This is a genomic window from Sphaerimonospora thailandensis, from assembly GCF_016863115.1.
GTDB lineage: Bacteria > Actinomycetota > Actinomycetes > Streptosporangiales > Streptosporangiaceae > Sphaerimonospora > Sphaerimonospora cavernae.
This window is the reverse complement of record NZ_BOOG01000007.1, coordinates 1-21,842: the sequence shown is the minus strand read 5'-3', so window position 1 is coordinate 21,842 and position 21,842 is coordinate 1. Positions and strand designations below refer to the sequence as shown.

The 21,842-nt window shown below is 70.1% G+C and carries 22 protein-coding genes; 5 read left to right on the top strand and 17 right to left on the bottom strand.

All coding sequences use genetic code 11. The features are described 5' to 3' along the window. Positions 1-36: 36 nt before the first annotated feature. The 12 genes from Mth01_RS02025 to uraD form a co-directional block, all read right to left on the bottom strand. Entirely contained in the window at positions 37-375 is a 339-nt protein-coding gene (locus tag Mth01_RS02025; RefSeq protein ID WP_204010290.1) for a hypothetical protein, read from the bottom strand. 143 nt (positions 376-518) lie between these two features. Beyond that, positions 519-911 (bottom strand): hypothetical protein, encoded by a 393-nt coding sequence (locus Mth01_RS02020; RefSeq protein ID WP_204010287.1) that lies wholly within the window; start codon positions 909-911, stop codon positions 519-521. A 140-nt stretch (positions 912-1,051) separates the two neighbouring features. After that, a complete protein-coding gene (locus tag Mth01_RS02015) occupies positions 1,052-1,516 on the bottom strand; it encodes a pentapeptide repeat-containing protein (RefSeq protein ID WP_204010284.1) in 465 nt (154 codons plus the stop codon). 45 nt (positions 1,517-1,561) lie between these two features. Next, a complete protein-coding gene (locus tag Mth01_RS02010) occupies positions 1,562-2,059 on the bottom strand; it encodes a hypothetical protein (protein WP_204010281.1) in 498 nt (165 codons plus the stop codon). Positions 2,060-2,268: 209 nt separating this feature from the next. Next, entirely contained in the window at positions 2,269-3,258 is a 990-nt protein-coding gene (alc, locus tag Mth01_RS02005) for an allantoicase (protein WP_239089206.1), read from the bottom strand. A 35-nt stretch (positions 3,259-3,293) separates the two neighbouring features. Beyond that, entirely contained in the window at positions 3,294-4,619 is a 1,326-nt protein-coding gene (allB, locus tag Mth01_RS02000) for an allantoinase AllB (RefSeq protein ID WP_204010275.1), read from the bottom strand. Between the two features lie 119 nt (positions 4,620-4,738). Then, positions 4,739-6,100 carry an 8-oxoguanine deaminase gene (locus Mth01_RS01995; protein WP_239089197.1) on the bottom strand — a complete coding sequence of 454 codons (1,362 nt, stop codon included), beginning with the start codon at positions 6,098-6,100 and terminating at the stop codon, positions 4,739-4,741. A 45-nt stretch (positions 6,101-6,145) separates the two neighbouring features. Further along, positions 6,146-6,664 (bottom strand): (2Fe-2S)-binding protein, encoded by a 519-nt coding sequence (locus Mth01_RS01990; RefSeq protein WP_204010272.1) that lies wholly within the window; start codon positions 6,662-6,664, stop codon positions 6,146-6,148. Further along, positions 6,661-7,542 (bottom strand): FAD binding domain-containing protein, encoded by an 882-nt coding sequence (locus tag Mth01_RS01985; RefSeq protein ID WP_204010269.1) that lies wholly within the window; start codon positions 7,540-7,542, stop codon positions 6,661-6,663. The genes Mth01_RS01990 and Mth01_RS01985 overlap by 4 nt, the downstream gene beginning before the upstream one ends. A 3-nt stretch (positions 7,543-7,545) precedes the next feature. Next, on the bottom strand, positions 7,546-8,409 hold the full coding sequence (pucL, locus tag Mth01_RS01980) for a factor-independent urate hydroxylase (RefSeq protein ID WP_204010803.1): 864 nt from the start codon (positions 8,407-8,409) through the stop codon (positions 7,546-7,548). Then, positions 8,409-8,756: a hydroxyisourate hydrolase gene (gene uraH, locus Mth01_RS01975; RefSeq protein WP_204010266.1), complete on the bottom strand. Its 348-nt coding sequence runs from the start codon at positions 8,754-8,756 to the stop codon at positions 8,409-8,411. Before uraH ends, pucL begins: the two co-directional genes overlap by 1 nt. Continuing rightward, positions 8,753-9,229 carry a 2-oxo-4-hydroxy-4-carboxy-5-ureidoimidazoline decarboxylase gene (gene uraD / locus Mth01_RS01970; protein ID WP_204010263.1) on the bottom strand — a complete coding sequence of 159 codons (477 nt, stop codon included), beginning with the start codon at positions 9,227-9,229 and terminating at the stop codon, positions 8,753-8,755. The genes uraH and uraD overlap by 4 nt, the downstream gene beginning before the upstream one ends. A gap of 160 nt (positions 9,230-9,389) precedes the next feature. Between uraD and Mth01_RS01965 the strand changes: the two genes are divergently transcribed. Then, positions 9,390-10,223: a deoxyribonuclease IV gene (locus Mth01_RS01965; protein WP_204010260.1), complete on the top strand. Its 834-nt coding sequence runs from the start codon at positions 9,390-9,392 to the stop codon at positions 10,221-10,223. Between the two features lie 321 nt (positions 10,224-10,544). Here the strand turns inward: Mth01_RS01965 and Mth01_RS01960 are convergent, their stop codons facing one another. The 3 genes from Mth01_RS01960 to Mth01_RS01950 are packed head-to-tail and all read right to left on the bottom strand — an operon-like array spanning position 10,545 to position 13,146. Further along, positions 10,545-11,273: a LytR/AlgR family response regulator transcription factor gene (locus tag Mth01_RS01960; protein WP_204010258.1), complete on the bottom strand. Its 729-nt coding sequence runs from the start codon at positions 11,271-11,273 to the stop codon at positions 10,545-10,547. Between the two features lie 49 nt (positions 11,274-11,322). Continuing rightward, positions 11,323-12,471 carry a sensor histidine kinase gene (locus Mth01_RS01955; protein WP_239089194.1) on the bottom strand — a complete coding sequence of 383 codons (1,149 nt, stop codon included), beginning with the start codon at positions 12,469-12,471 and terminating at the stop codon, positions 11,323-11,325. Positions 12,472-12,498: 27 nt separating this feature from the next. Beyond that, the gene (locus Mth01_RS01950; RefSeq protein WP_239089299.1) at positions 12,499-13,146 is read right to left on the bottom strand and encodes a molybdopterin-dependent oxidoreductase; all 648 of its coding nucleotides are present in this window, start codon (positions 13,144-13,146) and stop codon (positions 12,499-12,501) included. A gap of 284 nt (positions 13,147-13,430) precedes the next feature. On the opposite strand from Mth01_RS01950, the gene aroF reads away from it, so the two are divergent. Further along, positions 13,431-14,483 carry a 3-deoxy-7-phosphoheptulonate synthase gene (gene aroF, locus Mth01_RS01945; protein WP_204010256.1) on the top strand — a complete coding sequence of 351 codons (1,053 nt, stop codon included), beginning with the start codon at positions 13,431-13,433 and terminating at the stop codon, positions 14,481-14,483. A gap of 6 nt (positions 14,484-14,489) precedes the next feature. On the opposite strand, the gene thiI is transcribed toward aroF, so the two are convergent. Together thiI and Mth01_RS01935 are read right to left on the bottom strand one after the other, a co-directional pair. After that, positions 14,490-15,704, bottom strand: coding sequence for a tRNA uracil 4-sulfurtransferase ThiI (gene thiI / locus Mth01_RS01940; RefSeq protein WP_204010254.1), 1,215 nt, complete (start codon positions 15,702-15,704; stop codon positions 14,490-14,492). Positions 15,705-15,909: 205 nt separating this feature from the next. After that, complete coding sequence (locus tag Mth01_RS01935; protein ID WP_204010252.1) at positions 15,910-16,935, bottom strand: 6-phosphofructokinase; 1,026 nt, start codon at positions 16,933-16,935, stop codon at positions 15,910-15,912. A gap of 189 nt (positions 16,936-17,124) precedes the next feature. On the opposite strand from Mth01_RS01935, the gene Mth01_RS01930 reads away from it, so the two are divergent. From Mth01_RS01930 to Mth01_RS01920, 3 genes are read left to right on the top strand one after another with little or no spacing between them, the layout of a single operon-like run. Continuing rightward, positions 17,125-18,597, top strand: coding sequence for an FGGY family carbohydrate kinase (locus Mth01_RS01930; protein ID WP_204010794.1), 1,473 nt, complete (start codon positions 17,125-17,127; stop codon positions 18,595-18,597). A gap of 32 nt (positions 18,598-18,629) precedes the next feature. After that, a complete protein-coding gene (locus tag Mth01_RS01925; protein ID WP_204010250.1) occupies positions 18,630-19,250 on the top strand; it encodes a MerR family transcriptional regulator in 621 nt (206 codons plus the stop codon). Then, the gene (locus Mth01_RS01920; protein ID WP_204010248.1) at positions 19,247-21,706 is read left to right on the top strand and encodes a VIT domain-containing protein; all 2,460 of its coding nucleotides are present in this window, start codon (positions 19,247-19,249) and stop codon (positions 21,704-21,706) included. Before Mth01_RS01925 ends, Mth01_RS01920 begins: the two co-directional genes overlap by 4 nt. Positions 21,707-21,842: the final 136 nt, after the last annotated feature.

Sequence of the window (21,842 nt, the reverse complement as noted above, 5' to 3'; positions counted from 1 at the left end):
TCCTGCACGGTGGTACGGATAACCAGACGACTGCCCCTACATAAGAGGAAGGATCTGGCTGAACCGGATTGCGACCGGGATCACGAACAGTCCGTAGACGATCCAGGTGGTCAGATACCGTCGCACGAGGAGAGCCGAACCTGTCGCGAGGATGAAAGCCAGGAGTAGGAGGAAGAATATGGCGGCGACGGCGTCCGGGTCGATTATGTGGGCGAGTTCTGGCTCCCAGTCGTACTTGTACACGTCGAACAGGTAAGCCAGATGCGTCAGGAACAGCGCGGCGTAGGCGAGGGCGGCGCAGGAAAGCGTTCGCACCACGGCGAGAAAACCAGCCACCGTGAACCTGGAGGCAGCCACGCCCGACTCCATCGTCATGGAAAGCGTCCCTTCCGGCCCCGGTCACGATTTGAGTGGTTCATCCTACTGCTGGCTGTAGCGTCAGGGTGCCGAGGACGCGGAGGCGGGCGAGGAGTCCGGCACCCCGCCATCCGCGCGATCAGCCCGTCCGGCCCGTCCAATTATTCTAGAGTTTCAGAGCGAAACCACTCTTGACTCTTCAACCAAGCGAGATACCTATCGAATATCTTTACGAGCCCACCATATTCATCTCTTTGCTCAAGGAATTCGTCAAGCAGTTGAAACAGGGTGTCGACAACCAAAGCATCGACTCCTGCATCATACAGCAAACCTTGTCCATCTACATGAGCAAGTAGTTTCACCAGCGTCGGCCATCCAAGATTATCACCTTCCCCATATTTTACTACCAGCCATTCCCTGAACCCTGCGAGAAATAAAGAGCCGTTGCCGCAATCATAGCCTAGAATAAAAGCGACAGCCGAGTTATAGGTGCCATCCAGGCCATACATGTTCGGCCTCTTGTGCACCGACGAAAGGAATTCACGGTGATTCACCTGGCACCTCAGAATCCAAAATCAAACGTGATCGGGTCGCTCGTTCGGATTGTAGCGCCGGGTACGACGCAGGCCCGCAGGTTGTCCGGCATCCATGAACATCACGCCCGGCCGGACCATCATGATCTACATCCGACCGATCACGGCATCGGCCATGCCTCCGCTTCGATTTCGGCGTCGGTCAGGACGGCCCTGTCGAGCATCGCTCCCAGGAGGCTGCTCGCCTTGCGGTTCGGATCGTTGCGGCTGCCCGCGAAGGTGATTCGAACCCCGGTCAGGTCGGCATCCCGCAGATCGGCATCACGAAAGGAGCATCCGGCGAAGCCGGCATGGCGAAGAGAAGCGCCTCGAAGATTGACTCCCTCGAAGTCACACCGAATGAACGAGCAGCCGTCAAGAGTGGCCAACCGCAGATCACTCTCGATGAATGAGCAACGCCGGAAGAACAATTCGTTACCGGTGACCGAGGCGAGATTCTGCCGATCAAACGCAACAGCGACGAAGAACTTGTGAACGCGAGCATTCGTGATCTCCGCCCGACCGGAAATCGCTGCCAGATCCTCCTTTCTGTCTGGTCCACTTGTTCGATACCTCGATTTAGACAAGGGAAACCAATCCTGACAGTGGCAGCGAAATAGGCAAACCCATCTTCACGTCTCCTTGGGTTCACCGTCCACAGGAAACGTATAGTGCTCCCCGTATCTATGAAAGAACCGCCACGCTTCCGAGCTTCGAGAGCTCATCGCGAAGACCTCGATGACCAGGTCCTCCTCGAGATCAAGACGTACGTCGCCGATCGATGACACATTCACGCTCCAAACTTTCGGATGCGATGCCACAAAGAACTCATCGATCCTTTCGACCCGTATGTCATAGACCGAACGCTCGTCGTCCGCGGCGAAGCCGTTCATGACATCTTTGGCCAGCCACTTCATGTCTTCCGACCCGACCAGGATCCGCCCCTCCATCATCAGGCGGAAGGGGCAGTTGGCATGCAGAGCGAACGCGCTTCCCGAACTGCTTCCCGGGCCCTTTATCATATCCCCGAACTCGATGACACCCATATCGAGAGCACGGCCCACGCCGGTAGCCGGCTGGTCCATAAGCGCGGCCAGCCGGCCCTGTGCAACTTCACGGTTAAACTTCAACAGTCATCTCCACCGAATTGGCTGACAGCTTCATCCACTATCTCATGGAATCCGAGCCTTTCTTGGTGATCGCGCCTTTGCCCAGGCGTTCGCGGAGAGCGGGCCGAGTGGCCGGTCTCCGGCCGGCTGGTGTTGATCACAGTGTTTCCGCCGACGTTGAGGGCGCCTTCGACCGACTGCGTGAGTCAGGTCTTCTCCCGAACCGGTAGTCAATCGAACGTGATCGGGTCGCTCGTTCGGGTGAGAGCGCCGAGGAGGCGGAGGCGGGCGAGGCCGCCGTCGGGGTAGATGTCGAGTCGCACATGGGTGACCGTACGGACGTCGTCGAGGCGGAACCGGTGCCGGGTGTCCGGCTGGAGCCGGGTTCTGGGCAGCAGCGGGAACCAGGCGCCGGCGTCGTCGAGCGAGGCCCGGCGCGCGTCGATTCCGCTCAGCGAGGCCGCGCCCGGGGCGTTGTAGATCAGGTTCGCGGTGTCCAGTTCGGCGACGGCGACCATGCCCGGGCCGGCCAGCGCCACGATCAGCCAGTCGTTGCCGCCGCCGCGCCGCCTGGCGGTCTCCCAGCCCTCGGCCTGATGACGGGCCAGGCCCGGGGCGATCACGTTGTTGGGCGACGAGTAGAACTCGTCCGAGCAGGAGACGACGCGGGCCCCGTTCTCCAGCGCGGCGAGATCGACGGTGAGCCCGTCCAGGAACGTCCGGTCGGGCACCACCTCGCCGTGCACCCGCAGCCGGGCGACGCCGCCGTCGGGGAAGATGTTCAGCCGCACGTGCGTGAACCTGCGGGGATCGGCGACCGGGAACTCGTGTACGGCGTCGCCGGACAGCGGACTCTTCGCCACGATCTCCACCCACCCGGACAGCTCGTCCACCGACGGATGTCCCTCGGCCGCGCACGCCTCCACTGAGGCGTACGGCGGGTAGTTGCCCTTGAACCAGGCCGTGTCGACGATCACGCCCCGGATGATCCCGGGCAGGCCGAGCCGTACGATTGCCCAGTCATGGCCGGGCCCGCGCCGCCGCCGGGTCTCCCACCCGTCGTAGACCTGCCCCTTCGGGCCGAACGTGTGCGGGCGGAACTCGGGCCGGCCCGGCCTGATCAGCGCCTCCCGCTCGGCGAACGACTCGTCGCTGGCCGCCACGACCGCCCCGCCGTACGTCCGCAGGGCGAGATCGGGCAGCCGGGTGAACGGGCTCACATCGACTGCCTGCCGCGAACTTCCTAAAACCGTGCTCATGATCCGACCAGGAATCGCCCGCGAGGGGTAAGGAAATCGACGGGTACGCCGCGCAGCCAGGTCGTACGGACGACGCCGGTCAACGTCCGGCCGTGGTAGGGCGTGACCAGGTTGCGATGGTGTAGCGCTGCCGCGTCGACGGTGAACTCGGCGTCGGCGTCGAAGGCCACCAGGTCGGCGTCGGCCCCGACGTCGATCACCCCCTTGTACGGCAGGCCGACCAGCGCGGCGGGCCCCTCGGCCATCCAGCGGGCGATCTCGCGCAGGCCGTACCCGCGCGACCGGGCCTCGGTCCACACGGCGGGCAGGCCGAGCTGCAGGGAGGAGATGCCGCCCCACGCGGCGGCGAAGTCGGGGACCTTCAGGTCGGGCGTCGACGGGGAGTGATCGGAGACGACGCCGATGAGGACGCCCTCGGCCAGCGCCTCCCACAGGGCGTCGCGGTTGGCGGCCTCCCTGATCGGGGGGCAGCACTTGTACGCGGGCCCGGCGACTTCCTCGGCGGTGAGTGTCAGATAGTGCGGGCAGGTTTCGGCGGTGATCCGTACCCCGTCGCGCCGTGCCTGTCTCAGTGGCTCCAGGCAGGCGGCGGCCGACACGTGCACGATGTGCGCGCGGGCGCCGGTCGCGGCGGCCGACTCGATCACCTGCTCGACGGCCCGCCGCTCGGCCTCCTGCGGTCGCGATCCCAAAAAATCCGCATATTTCGGACCAGGGGGGTCGCGCAGCAGCGCGGGATCCTCGGCATGCGCGATCAGCAGCCCGTCGAACGAGCCCACCTCGGCCAGTGCGTCCCGCAGCCCGGCCCGGTCCAGCGCGGGGAACTCCTCGACCCCCGAAGGGGACAGGAAGCACTTCACCCCGAACACCCCGGCGTCGTGCAGCGGCCGCAGGTCGGTCAGGTTTCCGGGGATCGCGCCGCCCCAGAAGCCGACGTCGACGTGGCACTTCCCCTGCGCCGCCCGGCGCTTGGTCTCCAGCGCGGCCACGTCGACCGTGGGCGGCAGCGAGTTGAGCGGCATGTCGACGATCGTGGTGATCCCGCCGGCCGCCGCCGCCCGGGTGGCCGTGGCGAAGCCCTCCCAGTGGGTCCGGCCGGGCTCGTTGACGTGCACGTGGGTGTCCACCAGCCCGGGCAGCAGCGCCACGTCGCCGAGGTCGACCACCTGCCGCGCGTCCGGCACGTCGGCGGTCACATCGTCGTACGCGTGCAGCGCCGCGATCTTCCCGTCCCGTACGGCCACCGCCAGCGCACGCTCCCCCCCGGCCGTGACCACCCGCCGTGACCTCACCACAAGCTCGAACCCGGCGACATCGAACACGCCCCCTCACCCCAGTCCGTGATCTTGCGGAAACTCGCACCCCTGCCTCCTGACCTTCCCCGACACCGTCCGTGATCTTGCACAGGCGCGTGTACGTGGACCTGCCGCGCTCTCGGCCTTCAAGCCTCCGCCAGGAGGCGGCGGTGGGCGCACGCCCCCGCCTCGGCCGCCGCCGTGTCGGAGACCGTACGGAGCTCGCCGTCCTCGACCACGGTCCGGCCGCCGACCAGGAGCCGGGCCAGCGGCGGCGTCTGGCCGTACGCGAACGCGACCACGGGGTCGTCGACGGCGGCGTGGAAACCGCCGATCCGCCACAGGGCGATGTCGGCGAGCTTGCCCACCTCGAGCGACCCGATCTCGGTGGCCCGGCCGAGGCACCTGGCCCCGCCCATGGTGGCCAGCTCAAGCGCCTGGCGGGCGGTCAGCGCGCTTGGGCCGTACCGGGCGCGCTGCATCAGCATCGCCATCCTGATCTCACCGGCGAGCGGCGTCATCTCGCTGGAGGCGGCGCCGTCCACACCGAGCCCGACGGGAGCGCCCGCGCGCAACAGGTCCGAAACGCGGGCGATGCCGGCGCCGAGACGGCCGTTGGAGGAGGGGCAGTGGGCCGTGCCGGTGCCGGTCTCGGCGAAGCGGCGCACGTCCTTGTCGGTGAGGTGGACGCAGTGGGCCAGCCAGACGTCGGGGCCGAGCCAGCCGAGACCGTCGAGGTACTCAGCCGGGAGCATGCCGAACTGCTCGCGGCAGTGCTCGTCCTCGTCGGCGGTCTCGGCGAGGTGCGTGTGCAGCCGTACGCCATGGGAGCGCGCGAGCTCGGCCGAGCGGATCATGAGATCGCCGCTCACGGAGAACGGCGAGCACGGGGCGACCGCGACCCGCACCGTCGACCCGAATGACGGGTCATGATATTTCCGGATCGCCTCCTCGGTGGCTCGCAGGATGTCGTCGACGTCCTCCACGATGTCGTCCGGCGGCAGCCCGCCCTGCGATCTCCCCCGGTCCATCGAGCCCCGGCACGGATGGAACCGCAACCCGACCCGTCGCGCGGCGTCGATCTCGGCCTCGAACAGGTCGCCGCGGCCCTTCGGGAAGATGTAGTGGTGGTCGGTCGAGGTGGTGCAGCCCGACTTGGCCAGCCAGGCCAGCCCCGCCGTGACCGCGCCCGACACCACCTCGGCGTCCATCCTCGCCCACAGCCGGTAGCTCGCCGCCAGCCACTCGAACAGCGTTCCGTCGGGCGTCACCCCCTGGGCGGCCCACTGGTAGAGGTGGTGATGGGTGTTGACGAGCCCCGGGGTCGCCAGGCAGGCGGCGCCGTCGACCCGCTCGGCCCCCTCGGGTACGGCTGTCGCGGGGCCGGGGCCCACGGCGGTGATCCGGTCGCCTTCGACGACGATGTGGCCGGAGGGGATCTCCTCGCCCACCACAGGCGCGATGTAGGCGTTCTCGATGACGAGCCGGCGGACTGCAAGATCACGCAAGGAGAACTCCCAGGTCGGGCGGGATCGGTGCGAGTTTCTGCAAGATCACGGCGAGGGGGTGGGGGCGGTGGGGGTGGCGCGTTGGGCGGCGGCGAGCCGGACGGCGTCGAGGATCTTCTCGTATCCGGTGCACCGGCACAGGTTCCCGGCCAGGGCCTCGCGGATCTCGGCGTCGTCCGGCACTCGCCCCGCCGCCCGCTCGACCAGCGCGTGCGCCTGCACGATGAGCCCGGGCGTGCAGAACCCGCACTGTACGGCTCCCGCCGCCAGGAACGCGCGCTGCACGTCGTGCAGGCCGCCCTCCCCGGCCGCCTGGGCGTCCCCCGAGGCCAGGCCCTCGACCGTGACCACCTCACGGCCCTCGGCCTGACCCGCCGCGACCAGGCAGGCGCAGACCGGCGTGCCGTCCAGATAGACCGTGCAGGAGCCGCACTCACCCTGTTCGCAGGCGTTCTTGGCGCCCGGCAGGCCGAGCCGTTCCCGCAGCACGTAGAGCAGGCTCTCGCCTTCCCACACGTCGTCGGCGGCCGTCTTCCGGCCGTTGACGGTGACGTTCACCCTCACCTCGCGCCCCTCCCCGCTCGCAGGTAGTCGTGCCAGGCCCAGCCGAGCGTGCGGCGGGCCATCACGGCCAGGGCGTGCGACCGGTAGGCGGCCCGTCCCCGCACGTCGTCGATGGGCGCGGCCGCTCCGGCCACCAGCTCAGCGAACCGCGCGGCGACCTCCGGGTCGAGCGCGGAGCCGCCCGCCCTGCCGAGGGTCCAGTCGAGCTCGCCCGCCAGGAACGCCTCGGCCGCCACGGCCCGCAGCGGCGTCGGCGCGGCCGAGCCGATCCCGGTCCCCACCCGCCGATTCTCCGGATGGAGCGCGATCGCGAACGAGCACACCGCGATGACCATGGCGTTCCTCGTGCCGACCTTGGAGAAGTACTGCGGGCCGGCGGCGGTGGGCACCCGCACCGCGCGGATCAGCTCGTCGGGGGCGAGCGCGTTGCGCTTCACCCCGGTGTAGAACCGCGCGATCGGGATCAACCGCACCCCGCGCACCGACTCGGCCTCGACGACCGCGCCGGAGGCCAGCAGCGGCGGGTGGCCGTCACCGGCCGGGGATGCGGCGCCCAGGTTGCCGGCCAGCGTGCCGCGGTTTCTGATCTGCGGCGAGCCGACCGTACGGGACGCCTGGGCCAGCCCCGGCAGCACCTCGCCCAGCTCGTCGATCAGCCGGGCGTAGGTCACCCCGGCGCCGACGCGGATCCACTCCCCCTCCCGCGACCAGCCGGCCAGTTCGCCGACTGTGTTGAGGTCGAGCAGGGCGGCGGGGCGGCCCCTGTCGAGGTTGATCTCCACCATGACGTCGGTGCCGCCCTGGATCGGCGTCGCCTCCGGCCGCTCCGCTTTCAACTCCAGTGCCTCGGCCCAGGTCCGGGCGCGCAGAAAGTCCATCGGCTACTCCCAGGCCGGTCCGGCGTCGGGCGCGTCCTCACGCAGGACCGTGCCCTCGATCAGTCCGTACGGCCGGTCGGCGGCGAAGAAGATCTCACCGTCGTTGTCCAGCCCGAAGTGCGACAGGTCCACCTCGAAGTGGTGCTTGTTCGGCAGCGAGAGTCGTACCTCGCAGATCTCCGGACATTCCGCGAGCACCCGCGAGCCCATGGCGTAGAGGGTCTGCTGCAGCGACAGGCTGTAGGTGTCGGCGAACGCGGCGAGCAGGGCCCACCGAGCCGTTTCATGAGACTTGTCCCAATAGGTGGGGAAATACGCGTGCCGCCACGACGCCGCGACCTCCGTGGCGAGGATGCGGTCGCGGGTCTCGGTCAGTGTCGTGTACTCATCGCTGGCGAAGCCCCGGAACTCCGAGTTCGTGGTGTTCATGACGACGAGGCCACGCAGCCCGGAGACGACCCGCTCCCCCGATCCGTCGACGTGCGCCACACAGGTGCGGGTCTCCCGCCCGGCCCTGACGAAGGAGTGCCCATTCGAACCGTTGCGCTCCCAGGTGTACTCCTCGATCGCGACCCGGGCATGACGGACGGCCGGCTGGGTGCCGACGAAGTGCCGGGCGAGCAGCAGCGCGAAGTCCTCGATCGCGCCGATGCCGTGTTTCTTGGCGAACGCGTAGACCGTGTTCTTCTGTGTGTCGGTGGGCAGCACGGCCGAGTTGTCTCCGCTCAGGTGGACCTCGGTCATGTCACCCGACAGCGTCGTGCTGACGTTGAGGTCCTTCACTCGGTGGGCGTCCCCGTGCCGGGTGACCTGCACCACTCTCGTCTCTGCCTTGCCGTACCTGTTGGGTCCCAGGACGACCACGATCAACTCCCCCGGTAGGTCGAGTAGGCGAACGGGCTCAGCAGCAGCGGCACGTGGCAGTGCTCGCCGGCGTCCCGGATGGTGAACACGACGCTCACCTCGGGGAAGAACGCGCCCTCCCCCAGGTAGGCGCCGGTGTCGAAGACGAGCCGGTAGGTCCCCGGGCGCGGATCCTCCTCGGCCAGCCATTCCCGTCCGAGCGGCGACCAGGCGCGGATCCGGCCGTCGTCGTCGGTACGGCCCTCGGCCACCGGGACGAAACCATGCGCCGCACGACGCGAGAGCCGTACGAACACGTCCTTGGCGGGCCGCCCGGCGGCGGTGTCCAGCACATGGGTCGACAGGCTCATCGCGCCTCCTGCCACAGCTTGGCCAGCCTGAGGTCGGCGATCTTGCCCAGCTCCTCGCGGACCACCGCGCGCTCGGCCTCGGCGTCGTTGGCGAGCCGCACCCGCAGCAGGCCGAGCATCTCCTCGGCGCTCCGCCCGGTCGCGCAGACCAGATAGACGTGGCCGAACCGGCTCTCGTAGGCGGCGTTGCCCTCGCGCAGCGCGTCGAGCACCTGCCGGTCGGCGTCCGCCGTACCCGCCTGCTCACCTCGCGACCAGGCGGTCTCCCGGCCGTCCCCGGCGGCCCGCTCGCCGATGCGGGGGTGCGCGGCGAGCGCCTCGAGCACGTCGGGCCAGCTCAGCGCGGCCATCGCCGCCTCGCCCGCCCGCCGCAGTCCGTCGAGATCCCGGTACGGCCGCCGCTCGGCGACCGCCGACACCCAGGTGGCGGACGCGCAGCAGGAGCGGAGCTCCTCCCGGCTGACTTCTCGCATGCTTGCAGTACACAGCGGCCCGACGGCCCGGTCCAGCAGCGCGAAGTCCCAACCCGCCGCCCCCGTCGCGGCGCCGATTTGTAGGTTGTGACAAAGCGCCGGACGCGACCAGGCAGAGTTATCTGGAAAGTATCGGGGTGTCACTATCGCGGAGGTCCCCATGACTCCTTCCAATCTCATCGGCGGGCATGTCTTCGTCGCCGGCGGCCTGGCCACCGGCGGGCTGCGCCACGCCGCGGACATCGGCGCCGAGATGATCCAGGTGTTCGTCAGCAACCCGCGCGGCTGGGCGCTGAGCGCGGGCGATCCCGCCGAGGACGCCAAGCTGCGCGAGTCCGGGATGCCGGCGTTCGTGCACGCCAACTACCTGGTCAACTTCGGCTCGCCGACCGAGGCCACGCTGGAGAGCTCGGTGGCCGTCATCCGCCACACACTGCGCAGGGCCGCCGCCATCGGCGCGCTCGGCGTGGTCGTGCACACCGGGTCGGCCGTCAGCCAGTCCCGGGAGGACGCGATGCGCCAGGTGCGCGAGCATCTGCTGCCGCTGCTGGACGAGATCCCCGGCGACGGCCCCGATCTGCTGCTTGAGCCGATGGCCGGGCAGGGCCGGATGCTCTGCGCGACCGTCCAGGACCTGGGCCCCTACCTGGAAGCGCTGGACTTCCATCCGAAGGCGGGCGTGTGCCTGGACACCTGCCACGCGTTCGCCGCCGGCCACGACCTGGCCGCCCCCGACGGCGTACGGCTCACGCTGGACGCGCTGCACGAGGTCGCCCCCGGCCGGCTCAAGCTGATCCACGCCAACGACTCCAAGGACGCATGCGGATCGAAGCGGGACCGGCACGAGAACATCGGCGCCGGCCATATCGGCGCCCAGGCGTTCGCCGACCTGATGCGTCACCCGGTCGCCGCGGGTGTACCGGTCTGCATCGAGACGCCCGGCAAGGCGGACAAGCACCGGGAGGACATCGAGCTGCTCAAGAAGCTCAGGTGAACGTCGTCTGCGGGAGATCGCGGCGCGATCCGGCGCCCCCGTGTTGCCGGATCGCGTCCGCGTACTCCCCACCACGCCGGACCGGGCCCTTCCCCCCCGAGTCGAGCCCGGCCCTGTGACCTTGAGGTCAGATCTCGCTCACCTTGTCGGCCACGCGGCGTGTCTTGCGACGCTCGAAAGACTACGAGGAGTAATGAGGCCGCCGGGAGGCCCTTCAGACGAGCGGTCTCCAGTTCGCGCCATACGGCCCCGGCGATCGCGACGAGCGGACCATCCCGAGCGACGAGCGGTCCCGGAGAACCCGGTAGCGCGCCACGAAGATCAACGGAACTGGCCGACGAGCAACTCCCGGACCTGCCGGGTGTGCCTCCTGCTCACCGGCAGCACCTCTTCCCCCACCTGGAGGACCATCCGCCCAGCGTCGAACCGCATCTCGATCACGTGCCTGGCGTTCACCAGGGTGCTGCGGTGTGCCCGGATGAAGCCCGAGCCGCCCCAGCGCCGCTCCAACGCCGCCAGAGACATCCGTACCAGGTAGTTGGCGTCGGCCGTGTGCAGGCGCACGTAGTCGCCCTGCGCCTCCGCGTAGCACACGTCCTGCTGCGCCACGAACTTCGTGCGCCCGCCCAGCTCCACGGGGATGACGTCGTCCGGGTCCGTCTCCCCCTCACCGGCCGCGACCGCCGCCGCCAGTCGCCGTACGGCCTCCGCCAGGCGTTCCGGGCGCACCGGCTTGAGCAGGTAGTCGACGGCCTCCAGCTCGAACGCCTGGACGGCGCAGTCATGGGCGCTCACGAAGACCAGCCTCGGCGGCAGGGGGAAGCCGCCGATGAGCCTGGCCAGATCGAGACCGTCGAGGCCGGGCATGCGGATGTCCAGGAACACCCCGTCCAGCCGCTCCCCCGCGGCGATCATCTGGACCATGTCCTGGAGGGCCGTCCCGCTGTCCGACGCCGTCTTCACCTGCTCCACGCGGGGGTCCCGGCGGAGGAGATAGGCGAGCTCGGACAGCGCGGGGACCTCGTCGTCTACCGCAAGGACGCGTAACATGGCCACCACCGTGCCTGTAACCGGCCGGTTACGCAAGTGATACCTGAAGCTAGACCAGCGTGGGCCGCGGGCGGGTCTTGGGGATGCGGAGCTGGATCTTCGTGCCCGCGCCGGGTGCGGTGTCGACGACGAGGCCGTAATCGTGGCCGTAGATGCGGCGCATCCGCAGGTCGACGTTGCTCAGCCCGATCCCCTTCGGCTCCTCGCCGAGGATGGCGCGCACATGCTCGGGATCCATGCCGACCCCGTCGTCCTCGATCGAGATGTGCGCCTCGGCTCCGGCGTCCCTGATGACCACCCGGACCTCACCGGGCATGCCATGCTTGATCGCGTTCTCGACCAGCGGCTGCAGGCACAGGAAGGGCACCGGGACGCGCAGCACCTCGGGGGCCACCTGCACGGTGAAGCGCAGCCGGTCGCCGAATCTCGCCTGTTCCAGCACCAGATAGCGGTCCATGCAGCTCAGCTCGTCGGCGAGCGTGGTGAAGTCCCGGGTGCGGCGCAGCGCGTAACGGGTGAAGTCCGCGAAGTCCAGCAGCAGTTCGCGGGCACGCTCCGGCTCCGTCCGGACGAACGACGCGATCGTGGTCAGCGAGTTGTAGACGAAATGCGGCGAGATCTGCGCGCTCAGCGCGCGCGTCTCGGCCTCGAGCGTCCGCCGCCGGGACGAGTCGAGCTCGGCGAGTTCGAGCTGCCCGGAGACCCAGCGGCCCACCTCGGTCGCCGTACGCGCGAGCGAGGGACCGGCCTCGGCGTCGTAGGCCACGAGGGTGCCGATCATCCGCCCCGCCACGATCAGCGGCACCACCACCCCCTCCCCCGCGACCTCTTCCCCCGCGCCCATCTGGGGCCGACCGGCCCGCACCGCGGCCCGGGCCTCGGCGAGGATCGCCTCGTCCCCCGGCGCGCCCTCACCGTCCCGGGCGAGGACCCGGTCGAGGGACGTGATCGCCAGCGCGGAGGTGCCGAGCAGGGCACGCAGGTGCCGTACGGCTCGGCGCGCGGAGTCGCGGTTCAGGCCCGCCCGCAGCGAGGGCGCGGCCAGCCCGGCGATGTGCAGGGCGAGATGGGCCGCCTCGCCCGCCTCACCGGCCAGGCCGTCGCGGCCGGCCCGCCGTCGGCCCAGGCCGTACCCCGCGAGGGCGGACATCCCGCAGAGCGGCAGCCACAAGGCTGTGAGACACAGGGCTGTTGACACGCGGGCCAAAATAGCGGCTGGCAGAGCTCAGGGTGGGCCGTCGCCCGGGTCCTCCTGATATGAGTAGCGCTGCTCCTGCCACGGGTCGCCGATGTTGTGGTAGCCGCGCTCCTCCCAGAAGCCGCGCCGGTCCTCCAGCAGGTACTCGACCGCACGGACCCACTTCACGCTCTTCCAGGCGTACAGATGGGGGACGACGAGACGGACCGGGTGGCCGCGCTCGGGCGTGAGGGGCTTCTCGTCGAGTTCGGTGGCGAACAGTGTGCTCGGCCGGTCGAAGTCACCGAACCTCAGGTTGGCGCTGTAGCCGTACTCGGCCCAGATCATGACGTGGCGCACACCGGGGTCGGGCGGGACCCGCTCCAGGAGGGCGGCCGCCGGGATCCCGCCCCACTCGTTCCCCATGATCGAGAACTTGGTGACGCAGTGGAAGTCGGCCATCACGGTCGTGCGGGGCAGCCGGGAGAACTCCTCCCAGGTGAACTTGTGGTCATCCCCCGACGCCGTGGCGCCGAAGACCTGGAACCGCCAGGTCTGGGGGCGGAACGCCGGCACCCTGCCGTAGTGGAGGATCGGCCGCCCCCTCGGGATGTACTGACCCGGGGGCAGGCGGGTCTCCACTTCACGTATCTCCGGTTCACGGATCTCCGGGTCACGGATCTCCGGTTCGGGAATCTCCGGCACGCAGCCATCCTGCCACCAGGCGTCTGACCGGTTCCCACCGGTCCCCTCCGCCGGGCCCCTCCTGTTCGGACACGAGGCATGCGCTATATTTCGACCATGCGCACCGCTTCTGCGTTTTTCGTGTTTTGGTATGGCGACGGACCCGTGGGGACCGCTCGCCCGCAAGCGCTGCGCTGACAGCCAGGCGAACGAAGGCCCCGGGTCCGGATGGACTCGGGGTCTTCTGTTTGTTACGGAAATGTCCGCCAGAAGTCCGCCCAGAAGAAGGAGTGATCATGGTCATCGTCATGGCCCCCGAGGCCACGCAGGACGACGTCGAGGCGATCGTCGAGCTCGTCGCCACGGCCGGGGGTGAGGCCTTCGCCAGCCGGGGCGTGAGCCGTACGATCATCGGGCTGATCGGCGACGTCGACCAGTTCACGGCGCTGAACCTGCGCGGCATGCGCGGCGTGGCCGACGTGGTGCGCGTGTCGGCCCCGTACAAGCTGGTGAGCCGCGGCAACCATCCCGATCGGTCGACGGTGACCGTGCGCGGGGTGCCGATCGGGCCGGACACGGTGACGCTGATCGCCGGGCCGTGCGCGGTGGAGACCCCGCAGCAGACGCTGGAGGCGGCCACGATGGCCAAGGCCGCCGGCGCGACGCTGCTGCGCGGGGGTGCCTACAAGCCGCGCACCTCGCCGTACGCCTTCCAGGGCCTGGGCGAGGCGGGCCTGCGCATCCTCGCCGACGTCCGGGAGGAGACCGGGCTGCCGATCGTCACCGAGGTGGTGGACGCCCACGACGTGGCGCTGGTGGCGTCGTACGCCGACATGCTGCAGGTCGGCACCCGCAACGCGCAGAACTTCGCGCTGCTGCAGGCTGTGGGCGCGGCCGGCAGGCCGGTGATGCTCAAGCGGGGCATGACGGCGACCATCGAGGAGTGGCTGATGGCGGCCGAGTACATCGCCCAGCGCGGCAACCTCGACATCGTGCTGTGCGAGCGGGGCATCCGGACCTACGAGACCGCGACCCGCAACACCCTCGACATCTCGGCCGTACCCGTGGTGCAGCGGCTGTCGCACCTGCCGGTGATCGTGGACCCGTCGCACTCGGGCGGCCGCCGCGACCTCGTGCTGCCGCTGACCCGGGCCGCGATCGCGATCGGGGCCGACGGTCTGATCATCGACGTGCACCCCAACCCCGACCAGGCGCTGTGCGACGGCCCGCAGGCCCTGGTCGACGGCGACCTGGCCGAGCTCGCCGCCGTCATGCGCGACTTCCCGGCGCTGGTGAACCGCACCCTCACCGTTTCTCCGGCGATGTCCACCGCCGCGACCCCGGTGTAGCGGCGTCTACTGCTGGAAGTCGTCCAGCTTGTAGGGGCGGATCGAGTCGGCGAGCTGGACGGCGAGGTCCTCGGCGTCCAGACGCCGCTCGATCTGCTTGAGATCCTCGATCTTGGCGCGGGTCTCGGCCGAGCGGGGGGCGAGCAACGTGCAGCAGTCCTCGTCGGGCAGCTCGGAGATCTGCAGCGTCCCGATCCGCCGCGCCTCCGCCATGATCTCGGTCTTGTCGAGGCCGATGAGCGGGCGCAGGATCGGCAGGTCGACCGCGTTGTCCTGGGCCGTGATGTTGGTGAGCGTCTGCGAGGAGACCTGGCCGAGCGAGTCGCCGGTGACGAGCGCCTCGGCGCGGATGCGGTGCGCCACCTCTTCGGCGGTCTTCAGCATCAGCCGCCGCTGTGCGATCACCGCGAGGCGGTCCTGCCCCGACGCCTTGATCGACTGCTGGGCCTTGCCGAACGGCACCACCCACAGGCGCGACTTCCCCTGGAACCTGTCCAGGTTGCGGACCAGCGCGTACGCCTTGTAGATCGACTCGGAGGTGGTGAACGGGATGCCGGAGAAGTGCAGGAAGTCCACCCGCAGACCCCGGCGCATCATCCGGTAGGCCGCGACCGGCGAGTCGATGCCGCCCGACAGCAGCGCCAGCGCCCGCCCGCTGGAGCCGACCGGCAGGCCGCCCTGCCCGGGCAGGCCCCCGGTGAACAGGAACGCCTCGTCCTTGTCCACCTCGATGTGCACGGTCAGCTCGGGACGGCTCAGGTCCACCGGCAGGCCGTAGGTGTCGTTGATCGTGCCGCCGACGAGTCGGTCGAGCTCGTTGGACCGCAGCGGGAAGCGCTTGTCCCTGCGCCGCGACCGTACGGCGAAACGCGCGTTCCTGGACACCTCGTCGGAGTCCTTGATCAGCTCGATGGCCGCCTTCGTGATGGCCTCGGGATCCTTGGCGATCCGCCGGGCGAGGTGGACCAGCACGATGCCGGGCACGTCGGACACGCGCTTGGCCACGGCCTCGGCGACCTCGTCGGCGGTCCCCTCGGGAAGGAAGAGCGCGATCACGCCGTGCCGCTGCCGGACCTCGACGCGGTAGTCCTTGAGCGCGCCCTTGATGTTCGACCGCAGCCGCATCTCGAAAAGCTCGCGGTTCCTGCCCTTCAGGACCACTTCGCCCAGCTTGAGCAGCACGCATGGCTCGCCCAGGGCCGATCCGGCCGTCACTGACATTCCGTTACCTACCTCCGGCAGAGCACAACGCGGGAGCCCACTACTTTAGTCCGCCACACCGCCGAACAGCACCGCCGAACAGCACCGCCGATCAGCACCGCCGAACAAGACCGAGTAGAGACGCGTACGGCTCCCGCCGATGGTGGCGGGAGCCGTACGATCAGGGAGCCGTACGTTCAGGGAGCCGTACGTTCATTCGGCGCGATCAGCCGAAGAAGACCTCGGCCTCCTCGTAGCGGGACACCGGCACGGTCTTCAGCTCGGCGGTGGCGGCTTCGAGGCTCACCCGGACGATGTCCGTACCGTGCAGGGCGACCATCTTGCCGAAGTCGCCCCCGTGGACCGCGTCGATCGCACCGAGCCCGAACCGGGTGGCGAGCACGCGGTCGTAGGCGGTCGGCGTGCCGCCGCGCTGGATGTGGCCGAGGACCGTCGTCCTGGCCTCCTTGCCGGTGCGCTTCTCGATCTCCTTGGCGAGCATCTCGCCGATTCCGCCGAGCCGTACGTGACCGAACGCGTCGAGCTCGCCACCCTGCAGCGTCATCTGTCCCTCGAGCGGGTGCGCGCCCTCCGCGACCACGATTATCGGGGCGTAGCGCGTCTTGAACCGGGACTCGACGTAGGCGCAGACCCTTTCGATGTCGAACGGCTTCTCCGGGATGAGAATGACGTTCGCCCCGGCGGCCATGCCTGCGTGCAGCGCGATCCAGCCGGCGTGGCGGCCCATGACCTCGCAGATCAGGGCGCGGTGGTGGGACTCGGCCGTGGTGTGGAGGCGGTCGATGGCCTCCATCGCGATGTTCACGGCGGTGTCGAAGCCGAAGGTGTAGTCGGTGGCGTTGAGGTCGTTGTCGATCGTCTTGGGCACGCCGACGACCTTGACGTCGCGGTCGAAGAGCTGCTTGGCGACGCCCAGGGTGTCCTCGCCGCCGATCGCGATCAGGGCGTCGACGCCGGCCGCGGCCAGGTTCTCCTTGATCCGGTCGACGCCGCCGTCGATCTTGATCGGGTTCGTGCGCGAGGAACCGAGGATGGTCCCGCCACGCGGCAGGATCCCCCGGACCGCCTGGACGTCGAGCGGCATGGTGTCGCCCTCGAGGGGGCCACGCCAGCCGGCCCGGAATCCGACGAACTCGTGCCCGTACACGCCGATGCCCTTGCGGACCACGGCGCGGATCACCGCGTTCAGCCCCGGGCAGTCGCCGCCTCCGGTAAGGACTCCAATGCGCATGACGGGTTCCTCCATAAGGGAATACACGGCCAGACTGGTTCGGTACGCCGCGTCGACGCACCGCATTCTGCCCCAGCCTACCGACATTGGTATAGACCAAAGCGAGGTTACGTGACCGAACTCACCACGGCCAGCACCCCTACCCAGCCGACTCCCAATCACTCAGTCTCCCACGATGGGGGACGGGAGATGGGCGTGCTGGCCATCGACGCCGGCACGACCGGGGTCACCGCCCTCGTCGTGACCGGGGACGGGCGGATCGAGGGCCGGGGGTATGCGGAGTTCGCCCAGCACTTCCCGCATCCCGGCTGGGTCGAGCACGTGCCCGAGGAGATCTGGCAGGCCACGCTCGCGGCCTGCCGTACCGCCCTGGACGCCGCGTCCACCCGGCCGTGCTGCGTGGGGATCACCAACCAGCGGGAGACAGCGGTGCTGTGGGACCGCACCACCCTGGCCGCGCCGCGCCGCGCCGTCGTCTGGCAGGACCGGCGCACGACCGCCATCTGCGAACGCATGCGCGAGCACGAGCCGCGCGTGTCGGAGCTCACCGGTCTCCGCCTCGATCCCTACTTCACCGGCACGAAGCTGACCTGGCTGGCGGAGCACGACCCGCGCGCCTGGAACGGCACCGCGGCAGGGGACGTGGCCGTCGGCACGGTCGACTCCTACCTGATCGCCCGGCTGACCGGCGGCGCGCGGCACGTCACCGATCCGTCCAACGCCGCCAGGACACTGCTGTACGACATCGCGGCCGGCGACTGGTCAGCGGAGCTGTGCGACCTGTTCGGCGTGCCGCCGGCCGCGCTGCCGCGGATCGTGCCCAACTACGGCGAGATCGGACGGACCTCACCGGAGGCGTTCCTCGGGCTCGACCTGCCGATCACCGGCGTGGCCGGCGACCAGCAGGCGGCGCTGTTCGGCCAGACCTGCTTCTCCCCCGGTGACGCCAAGTGCACGTACGGCACGGGCTCGTTCATCCTGGTCAACACCGGCGGGCGGATCGTACGGTCGGACGCCGGGCTGCTGACCACCGTCGCCTGGCAGTCCCCGTCCGGGGAGATGACGTACGCCCTGGAAGGGTCGATCTTCGTCACCGGAGCCGCGATCCAGTGGCTGCGCGACGGGCTGGGGCTGATCCAGGCCGCCGGCGACTCGGAGTTCGCCGCGGCGAGCGTGCCCGACTCCGGCGGCGTCGTGTTCGTGCCGGCCCTGACCGGGCTCGGCGCGCCGTACTGGGATCCCGACGCCCGCGGGACCATCCTCGGCATCACCCGCGGCACCCGCGCCGCCCACCTGGTGCGGGCCGCCCTCGACGCGATCGCCTTCGAGGTGCGCGACATCGTCGAGGCCATCCGGGGGATGGGAGTCGAGACCGCGGTGCTGAAGGCCGACGGCGGCGCGAGCGCCAACGACCTGCTCATGCGTCTGCAGGCCGACCAACTGGGCACGCCGGTCGAGCGGCCGGTCGTCCAGGAGACGACGGCACTCGGCGCGGCGTTCCTGGCCGGGCTGGGCGCGGGCGTCTGGTCCTCCCCCGAGGAACTGCGCGAGACCTGGCGGCTCGACCGCCGCTTCGAACCCGCTCCCGACGACGGCAGGGCGTACGCCCGGTGGAAGCGGGCGGTCGAGCGGGCCCGCGGCTGGGCGGCGGAGGAACATTGACAGTGTCATGATGACAGTGTCATCGTGGAGGAATGGACGAGGCGTGGACGATCGGCGAGCTGGCGCGGCGGGCGGCGGCCCTGCTTGGCGGTGGCGGTGTCGATGGCGGTGTCAACGGCGGTGTCGATGGCGGTGTCAACGGCCGCGTCCGCGAGGTGCCCAACGAACGGCTCATCCGGTGGTACACGACGATCGGGCTGCTCGACCCGCCACTCGCCCGCCGGGGCAGGGTCGCCATCTACGGGCGGCGCCATCTGCTGCAGCTCGTCGCGGTGAAACGCCGTCAGGCCGACGGCCTGTCCATCGCCGCCATCCAGGCGGAGCTCGCCGGGGCGACCGACGCCATGCTCCAGCGGATCGCCGACCTCCCCGCCGATCCGCCGGTCGAGGCCGCGCCCGCCTCCCGTGACCGCTTCTGGGTCCGGGACACCGCCGCGCACACGATGGCGGCGCCGGCGCCTGAGACGGGATCGGCTCCGCCGGACGGCGTCGTGTTCGGCGTACGGCTCACACCCGGGGTGACGGTGATGCTCGACGGGGCCGGCCGTACCCCCACCCCGGACGAGGCCGCCGCCATCCGCCTGGCGGCCGGTCCGCTGCTGGCCGCCCTCACCGAACTCGGTCTCACCCGCGAAGGGAAGAAATCGCCATGACCGTTCCCATCACGCATCTTCGGCCGGAGGAGTGCCGTCCGGCGCAGGACGCCGGGCTCGGGGCCCTGGAGACCGAACGCGGCAACCTGCCGCTCGAAAGCGTCGACGTCACGGCCCGCGTGACCGGGCTGGTCGCCGGGGTCGAGGTGACGCAGGCGTTCCGCAACCCGTTCGACGTCTCGCTCGAGGCGACGTACGTCTTCCCGCTGCCGCCGAGGGCGGCGGTCACCGCGTTCCGCATGGAGGCCGGCGACCGGGTGATCGAGGGCCTGCTCAAGGAGCGTGCGCAGGCGCGGGCCGACTACGACCGCGCCCTCACCGAGGGCAGGCGGGCCGCGATCGCCGAGGAGGACCGGCCTGACGTCTTCACCATCCGCGTCGGCAACCTCTCGCCCGCGGAGCGGGTCACGGTACGGCTCACGCTGAGCCAGCCGCTGCCGTACGAAGACGGCGCCGCCGAGTTCCGCTTCCCGCTGGTCGTGGCCCCGCGCTATGTTCCCGGGGTCCCGCTGGACGGGCCGCCTGCCGGTTCCGGCGTGATCCCGGACACCGACGCGGCGCCCGACGCGTCCCGGATCTCCCCGCCGGTGCTGCTCCCCGGGTTCCCCAATCCGGTACGGCTGTCGCTCACGGCGACGGTGGATTCGGCCGGGCTGGGCCTGCGGGAGATCCGCTCCAGCCTGCACGAGGTCGTCCGCGAGGGCGACACGATCAGCCTGCGGCCCGGCGAGCGGCTGGACCGCGACTTCATCCTGCGCCTGGCGTTCGACTCCTCCGCGTCCCTGGCTCTGACGCCTGACGACGGCGACCCCGGGGAGGGAACGTTCACGCTGACCGTCGTGCCGCCGGCGGACGCCGCGGCCGCGGGCAGGCCGCGCGACGTGGTGCTGTTGCTCGACCGGTCGGGCAGCATGATGGGCTGGAAGATGGTGGCGGCCCGGCGGGCGGCGGCCAGGATCGTCGACACGCTGACCACGCGGGACCGCTTCGCCGTGCTGGCGTTCGACAGCGTGGTCGAGCGTGCCTTTCCCGGCGGGCTGGTGGACGGTTCCGACCGCAACCGGTACCGCGCGGTGGAGCATCTGGCCCGGCTGGAGGCGCGTGGCGGCACCGAGATGCTCTCGCCCATCGAGGAGGCGCTCGGCCTGCTCAGCGCCGCTGCCGGCGAGCGGGCCGGTGAGCCGGCCGGTGAGCGGGATCGCGTGCTCGTCCTGGTGACCGACGGCCAGGTGGGCAACGAGGACCAGATCCTGGAGCGAGCCGCGGGTAGGCTCGGCGAGGTCCGCGTGCACACCGTCGGCATCGACCGGGCGGTGAACGCCGGTTTCCTCGGCAGGCTCGCCCTGCTCGGCACCGGCCGCTGCGAACTGGTCGAGTCGGAGGACCGGCTCGACGAGGCGATGGAGCACATCCACCGCAGGATCGGCGCGCCACTGGTCACGGACATCACGGTGCGTCCCGAACCGCTGAGCCCTGGGGGCTTCGACCTCGTTCCGGGCACCGTCACGGACATCGGCTCGCTCTTCCCCGGCGTGCCCCTCACCGTCTCCGGCCGTTATCGGGGACGGCCGTCCGGGGCGATGGCCGTACGGGGCCTCACGGCGGACGGCGAGCCCTGGGAACGGCGGGTGACCGGTCACCATGCCGACAGCCCTGCGGCACGGGCGGTGTGGGCCCGGGCTCACCTGCGGGAGCTGGAGGACCGGTACGCCGCCGGCGATCACTCACTGGAGGATCGGATCGTGGCGACGTCGCTGCGGTTCGGCGTGCTGTGCCGCTTCACCGCGTTCGTCGCGGTCGACTCGCGGGTGACCGCCGACGGCCGCCCGGAGCACCACGTGATCCAGCCGGTGGAGCCGCCGTCCGGCTGGGAGATGCCCATGGGCGCGCCGATGGCGCTGGGAGCGGTCAGGTCGATGGCGGCCAGCGCTCCCATGACGGGCCCGATGACGGCCCCGATGGTCGCCGAGGCCCCGATCACCTTCGCTCCGCCGCCTCCCGCCGGCTCCGGCCGACGGCCCAGTCGCGGGTCCAGTCGCGGGTCCAGTCGCGGGTCCAGTCGCGGGTCCAGTCGCGGGTCCTCGGTAGCCCCTGTGCACGAGGCCCCGCACTCGCCCGAAACCGATCTCGACGCCGATCTCGACACCGATCTCAACGCCGTCCGGCCGCTGCTGGCCGAGGAACTGGCCCGGCTCCGCGCCGTGGAGACGACGCTGCCCGAGCGGGAGCTCCGGCGCTACCTGGCCGATCTGGGCAGCCGCCTGCGGGTGATCGCCCACCTGGCCGACGACCACGCCGAGCTGTCCGCCCTCGCCGAGGAGCTCGAGAGCGCGGAACGGCCCGGTGCACGCCCGAGCGATCTCCTACGCCCGGGCGATCTCCTGAAGCGCGCGATCGACGTGCTGAGCGCGCTCACGAGCGCCCCCGGCCACCGGGCCTTCTGGAAGCGTTCCTGACGCGACTCACTCCTCGCAACTGCCGTGTCCGGGTAGGTCGATCATTCGCGCGGGTGTTTCCGATTGTGGGAGGGGCCGATGTAGGTGAAGGCCCATCGGTCGGGGCCGATCTGGCGGCGTACGTAACGGTCGGGGT